This is a genomic window from Streptomyces sp. UF-297 (assembly GCF_058245575.1).
Genome location: NZ_JBSIBZ010000007.1, coordinates 150,166 through 156,795, shown reverse-complemented (window position 1 = coordinate 156,795; position 6,630 = coordinate 150,166). Strand labels below are relative to the sequence as shown.

Genomic DNA, 6,630 nt, shown 5'->3' with positions numbered 1-6,630 from the left:
GCTTCGCCCACCGCGCGGTGGGCGAAGCCGCGTGGGATGTAGAGGACGTTGCCGGGCTCAAGGACGCTGTGCAGGAGTTGGGGGGAGCGTTCGTCGTCGGGGAGTTCTCCCAACGACCAGTCCGCCATGGCCGGAGCGTCGTGGACGTACCAGGTTTTACGTCCTGCCACCTGGAGGGCGAACACGTCGGCGTCGTCCCGGTGCACCGCGAGACCCTGACCGCCGGCGGGCGTGACGAAGAAGAACGCCTCCACGCGCCGGTCGATCTCCTCGGACAGCCGTGCCACCAGATCGCCCGTGGGGCGGTGCCACTGGTCGACGCATCGCAGGAGCAGCGTCGCCCCGGCCTGCAGGAGCGCGACGACTTTCGCGCGGTCGGCGAAGCCGTGGTGCGTTGTGCCGTTGACCACGCGTGAGGTGGTGTAGGCGCCGGGCGGTACGACGACCTTGTCGGAGCGGACCATCTCCAGGTAGGGGGTGCGCAGCAGTCCTCCGTCGAAGGCGGCGTCCAATTCGTGGAGGTCGAAGGGGGAGGCGAGTGTCTCCGGTGCGAAGACCGCAGGCCTGCGCTGCCACTGGTGGTCGGTGAAGCTGTTGATGTCGCCGACCCAGTTGGCCAGTGTGGGCGATTCCATGGTGTTTCCCGTGGTGTCAGGGCGCGGCGCCGGGTCATGCCCGGGTCTGTGCGTCGAACCGTACGGAGAGCAGGGAGCGCAGGGGGATGTGTGTCTCCTGCCGTGGGCTGCGAATGGTGAGGCGGTTGTCGAAGGCGACGGTCAGCAGGCGTTCGGCCAGGGGGACGACCAGGTGCTTGGCCCAGCAGCGGGCACCGTCGAATCCGAACGGCATGAACGCGGGCGTCTTCTCCGGGTCCGTCACCCCGGCCCACCGCTCGGGCCGGAAGTTCAACGGGTCGGCCCAGTAATCAGGATGACGGTGCATCAGGAGTGGGAGGAGCGCGATGTTGTCCTCGGGGCGGATCTCAGGGTGCAGCGCGGTGTAGGCGTTCCCGCCGCCCGTGCGGAAGAGCATCCAGGCAGGCGGGAGGAGCCGCAGCGTCTCCCATAGGACCACGGTGAGGTCGGCGGGGGCCTTCTCCTGTTCCCGCGCCGGCCCCATGAGCCACAGGGCGTTGCCGGCCAGCGCGGCCACGCCGTCGCAGAGGGTGGCCGTCGCTCGCCGGTACATGGCGATGGCCTGCCTTCTGTCCCGGGTGCCGGAAGCGCCGCGGATCTGCTCGGCCAGCGCGGTCGACCTGCCCCCGGCGCCGGATCCCGGCCAGACAGTGACGGCGCGGTCGACGATTCGGGAGAGGGTGTTGGAGCGCGTGATGCCGCGTTTGGACAACAGGGAGAGCGGCAGAGGGTCGGACGAGAAGAGCCACTGGCGCAGGTAGGAGGTGGCCGCATAGGGCCAGGCACCGGACAGTCCACGCGCCGGGGGCGGTGGAGTCCGGATACCCGCCATGACGTCCTGACCCAGCGCGCGGATCGTCTGTGTCGCGCTGTCGTGGTGGATGTCGGCTCCTGCGGCGGGCTTGTAGACCGAGCGCTCCGTTGCCAGCACAGGGCGCGCCGCGACGATCTCGGCGATCAGGTGGCAGTCGGAGACACCAACCGTGGTCGCGTCGATCCGGAAGACTTTCTCTTCCCTGGACAGCAGGTCCTGAATTCGTGGGGCGTACACGACGGAATGGTCGTGCACCGCTGTCGGCGCCATTTCTTCCACGAGAATCCCGCCTCCATTGGGATGGCAATGACATGTGTTCCCCGCAGCGGGCGGAGAGCTCCGGGCAGGGAATGGGCAGGGCTGCCGCTCCGTGCCGCGTTCCGGCCTGCGGCGGAATCCGGCACGGTCGTGGCCGCCGCGGACCCGGCAGCAAAGGGGCACTGTGCAGCGTCGGCGGAGGAGGCGGCATGGCCGTCTCCTCCGCCGACGGCGGTGTGTTAGATCACGTGCAGCACCCACGCGTGGTTGGCGAGGTCCTCGTCCTTCTTGAACTTCTTGACAAGCGCCTTGATCTTCTTCATAACTACTCCATTCTCAGCGGGCACGACAAAACAGGGGCGCCCGCGGCGTAATTGAAATTCGACGTTCCTCGGCGGGGCCGGTGCAGGACCCGGACTTCGGGCCGTAGCGGATGCGGCCGCGGCGGTGACGTCGCACTCGCCGGACCGGCTCGGTACGTGAACTGCCGTACGGACACTGGGAAACATGTCCTGCGACGCCGAGCGCGGCGGGCCGCCGGTGCCGTACTCAGTTGGTCGCGCATGCGGGTTCCACGAGCAGATCGTGGACGTGGCGCTGCCGAGGAGAACGAGATGGTCTTCCTCGTTCGCGGTCAGGGTTTGCAGGTCAAGGACTGACTTACGGGATCACCTCCTTTCGGAATCGTTCACGGATACCGGACCGGTATCGGTCGCGGTGGTCTTAGGCGGCCGAGGCGGGGCTCAGGCCGAGCAGCGGGGCAAGGTGGTCGATGCCGCGGTGGATGCCGTCGACGGCCGCACGCGGATCTGCCTCGTCCCGGTGGCGCAGGAATTCCAGAGCGGCGATGCCAATGCCCGAGGGGCCGGCTCCGAGGTAGGAAACCGTTCGCCAGCCGTCGTTGAGCTGAAGGGATCCGTTGAATCCGACGCAGTTGCGTAGGTCGCGTCGAACGCATTCGATGGCGGTATCCAAGAGCTTCGCATCGCCGGTCATGCGGTAAAGGTGCGCCATGAACAGCGCGGCGCCTGAGGCTCCGTCAGTCAGTCCGCCGGGGTCCGCCGTACTGGTGCCGTCGGCCATGATGCCTCGGATGCGCTCGGCGATCTGATCGGCGGCCCGCAGGTGGGCGGGCTCGCTGTGGCGGGCGAAGAAGAGGAGCAGCGCGGGGCGGATTCGCCAGGCCCGCGGCCACAGCCGCGAGCGCGATACGTCGCCGATAGTGGGCGAAGACATGAGCGGCCGGAGTCGCCACACCTCGCTTCCGGCTGCCCCGTCACGTCGATGTCGACAGTCGATGTCGACACGTGTGCAGGAGGGCTCGCCGTCGGCGGGCTCTACCCAGCCCGGTGCTCCCGCTGACCCGTCCCTGCGGGGCCTGCGTCCTCGTGCCGCGGTGCTGTCGCTACGCGTCGGGTGCGCTCGTCGCACGTCACTTCCCCGCCGGGACGGGGTCGGCAGTTGCCCCAGGAGGTGTTGCCGAGAGAGATCACGTAGGACGTGGCAGGGTCGCGCAGCGGCCCGTGGGCGGTGATGGACACCTCATGGGTGCCCGTCGGCGTGAGCCCCGACGGCTCGCTGGCGACGGCGGGGGCCGCGAAGGCGTACAGGGCGGTTACGACTGTGACGGCGCCGACAACGGTATGGAAAGCACGCTTCACAACGAAATCCTTTGAATAGTGGTGCCGTCGGTTTCGATGTCATGATTCTTGCCCGCGCACTCCCGTGCGACCAGGGGCGGTGGCTGTCATTAAAGTGTCAGTTTCACCAGGGGACAGGGGGAGGAAGTGCGCGAAGCGGACACGATGAACGGTCGGGCCGAGCCATCTCTGAAGGGCCCGAATCCGTCCACGGAGTGCAGCGGATGCGCCCCGCCCCCGTACAGCCCCGGCATCCACGGCGACGATCACGTGACGGACCGGCAGATCTATGACCACGTCCGCCTGCACGGCTGCCTGGACCCCGCCCTCTTGGCACAAGCCCTCGGCATCGGCGTGCAGGAAGCCGGTGCCGCCCTGGCCCGCCTGACCCAGCGCCACCTGCTCCGCTCCGACCCGGCCAACCCCCTCCAGGGCCGCGCGATGCCCCCGCAAGCAGCCCTGGAAGGCCTCACCGCTGAGGTCGAGGCCCGTATCGCCGCCGAAACCGCCGCCCATCAGCAGCGCCTGGCCGCCCTGCGCGCGGACATCCACCGCGTCACCCGCCCCGCCCACCCCGACGCCCCCGGCGCTGGTCCGGACGCCGTGACGGTCCTGCCCGATCTCACCGCGGTCAACGCACAACTGGAGTACGAGGCGGCGCGCTGCCGCTACGAGGTCATCGCCTGCCAGCCCGGCGACGTCTCCCGTAACCCCGCCAACCTCGAACCGGCCCTGGTCCGCGACCGCGCCCTCCTCGAACGCGGCATCCGCATGCGCACCCTTCAGCAACACGTGGTCCGCTTCCACGGCCCCACCCAGGCCTACGTCGCCGCCGCCAGCGCCCTGGGCGGCGAGTACCGCACCGCACACGAACTCTTCGGCCGGCTCATCGTCTTCGACGACACCGTCGCCTTCCTGCCGACCGACACCACCACCTACGGCGCCGTCGTCGTCCGCGAACCCCACCTCATCGCCTACCTCCGCAAAATCTTCGAACAGACCTGGACTCACGCCACCGAATTCATCGACCCCACCGCCCTCGGCGCCGACGGGTTCGAGAAGACCGCCCGCGACATCGACACCACCCTGCTGAAACTGCTCGCCGCCGGCCTCAAAGACGAGACCATCGCCCGCCGCCTGGGCATGTCCCTGCGCACCGTCCGCCGTCGCGTCGCCGACATCCTCGAACGCCTCAACGCCGAAAGCCGCTTCCAGGCCGCCGTCATCGCCACCCGCATCGGCCTTCTCGACACCCCCGACGACGACCCCAAAAGCAGCATTGACAAGCCCTACCCCGAGCTTCCCGACAGCGGCCGCGCGCTACCCAACACCTCGAATACACCCACTGATTGATCGGTTACTCCGCGAAAAGGAACACGCCCCTCGCTTGCGCCGGTTGCCACCGGACTACCGGTTCGCAGCCGAGGCCCCTCGCCCAGACCCCGTACGCACTGCCCGACGGAGCCCACTTTCCGATGACGTCCACCTCATCCCCGAGCGAACCCGACCTGCTCTCCCGTCATGAACTCGAGGTCCTCGCCCATTACTCCACCCTGCTGATCCAGGACGATGACGCGCACCTGGTCGAACCCGACCCCGCCTGGTTCGACCCATTGGTGGAGAATTGGATCAACATCGCTCCTGGCATCGTCGGCGTCGGAGCTGCCCGCCCCTTCACCGTTCCCGTCACCGTCGACGTGCGCCGCACACCGCCGGCCGACGATGACGCAGAACTACAGCGGGCCGACCACGTCACTCAGGCCGGCCTCGCACTCTCCTCCGGGCGCCTGCTCATCGCCATGCCGGGCTTCGACAACGAGCCGCCTCACATCCCCCTCACCCCCGGCACCTACGCCGTACGCATCTACTCCCACGGCCTGCACACCCTCTCCGAGGACGGGCTGGACGGCGAGGACCACTACCACGTCGTGCTCTGGCCCACCGACGAAAACCACCCCGCCCAGGTCCTCAAGCGCTACCCCGAGCCCCTCCCCGGCGGCTGACACCTGCTGCCGACCAACCACGCTGCACCCACGGCTCCGGTCGGCGCCCTCAAGGGCGTCCACGGTCTCCTCGCCGATGGGAATCCCGGCGGCGTCATGGTGGGCGAGGGCGGTGGCGGAATCCGTACGGACCAGAGACATGCCCCCTTTACCTTCGGCGAGCGGCCTCGGCCGTCGGGCCTTCCGGCAGCGTGGTGAAGACGGCGCCCCTCCAGACCCGGAGATGGCCGTAGACCTTCGGTCAAGGACTGAACTCGCAGGGCGTTGTTACAGGTTGACGCCGCCGGTGACGTCGATCTTTGCGCCAGTGATCCAGCGAGCGTCGTCGGAGGCCAGGAAGGCGACCGCGTCGGCGATGTCCGGGACCTGGCCGATTCGGCCGAGGGCGGTCAAGCTGATGTTGCGCTCCAGGTTCGCCGGGTCGGCCAGCACTTCGGCGGTCATGTCGGTGTGGGTGAAGCCGACCGAGACGGAATTGACGGTGATTTCGCGGGGGCCGAGGTGTTTGGCCAGAGTGTGACTGAACACTTCGAGTGCGCCCTTGGTCAGCGGATAGCCGATGCCGTGGGTGGAGGCGATACGGGTGGAGACGGAGGAGATATTGATGATCCGGCCGCCGTCGCGCAGCCGTGGCAGCAGCCGCTGAGTGAGGAAGAACGGTGCCTTGATATTGACCGCGACCATCTGGTCGAACTCCTCAGGGCTGAGTACCTCGATCGGCCTCCCTATGAAGTTGAGCCCCGCATTGTGCACCAGGATGTCGATCGTCGATTCCCCGTGTGCGCGTAGTCCGGCCTCCAGCCCTGCCGTGAGCGTGTCCACATCGTCGGGAACGCCCAGTTCGGCGCGCACGATGAACGCCCGGCCGCCGGCCTCGGCGATGGCCGCGGCGGTCTCCTTGGCCGCCGCCTCGTTGCTGCCGTAGTGCACGGCGACCAAAGCGCCGTCCCGGGCCAGGCGTTCGGCGATGCCTCGCCCGATGCCCCGGCTGCTGCCGGTGACCAGTGCGACCTTTCCACTGAGATGTGCCACAGTCGCTCCTTGATGGTGATGTGCCGAGTTCTCCCGTCCAACTGGCGGGCGTGCACGTCCCGGTACGTCAGTCCTCGCCGAGCCTGGCGAAGGCAACGGCGCCGTCAGCCCGGCAGTCCTATCAGGCAAGCGCCGGGTGCCCGCGGTTTCCGCCCTGTCGGGGACGGCCCGCGGGACACCGGCCCACAGGACCCGGACGACTTCGACCACCACAGCGCAACAGCACGCGGTGGTCCCCCCTTTACGGA

General features: G+C 68.4%; 6 protein-coding genes. 2 read left to right on the top strand and 4 right to left on the bottom strand.

The window, feature by feature from the left end:
• From AC4IJH_RS07060 to AC4IJH_RS07050, 3 genes are all read right to left on the bottom strand, one after another.
• A partial coding sequence (locus AC4IJH_RS07060) for a JmjC domain-containing protein (protein ID WP_490850665.1) occupies window positions 1-635 on the bottom strand: 635 nt, incomplete at its 3' end.
• A gap of 34 nt (window positions 636-669) precedes the next feature.
• On the bottom strand, window positions 670-1,686 hold the full coding sequence (locus tag AC4IJH_RS07055) for a cytochrome P450 (RefSeq protein ID WP_490850664.1): 1,017 nt from the start codon (window positions 1,684-1,686) through the stop codon (window positions 670-672).
• A 744-nt stretch (window positions 1,687-2,430) separates the two neighbouring features.
• A complete protein-coding gene (locus AC4IJH_RS07050; protein WP_490850663.1) occupies window positions 2,431-2,943 on the bottom strand; it encodes a glycoside hydrolase family protein in 513 nt (170 codons plus the stop codon).
• 674 nt (window positions 2,944-3,617) lie between these two features.
• Between AC4IJH_RS07050 and AC4IJH_RS07045 the strand changes: the two genes are divergently transcribed.
• Both AC4IJH_RS07045 and AC4IJH_RS07040 read left to right on the top strand, forming a co-directional pair.
• Window positions 3,618-4,700 (top strand): LuxR C-terminal-related transcriptional regulator, encoded by a 1,083-nt coding sequence (locus tag AC4IJH_RS07045; RefSeq protein ID WP_490850662.1) that lies wholly within the window; start codon window positions 3,618-3,620, stop codon window positions 4,698-4,700.
• Window positions 4,701-4,822: 122 nt separating this feature from the next.
• Window positions 4,823-5,350, top strand: a complete 528-nt coding sequence (locus AC4IJH_RS07040; protein ID WP_490850661.1) for a hypothetical protein — start codon at window positions 4,823-4,825, stop codon at window positions 5,348-5,350.
• 267 nt (window positions 5,351-5,617) lie between these two features.
• Here AC4IJH_RS07040 and AC4IJH_RS07035 read toward each other — a convergent pair whose 3' ends face one another.
• Complete coding sequence (locus AC4IJH_RS07035; RefSeq protein WP_490850660.1) at window positions 5,618-6,382, bottom strand: SDR family NAD(P)-dependent oxidoreductase; 765 nt, start codon at window positions 6,380-6,382, stop codon at window positions 5,618-5,620.
• Between the last annotated feature and the right edge of the window lie 248 nt (window positions 6,383-6,630).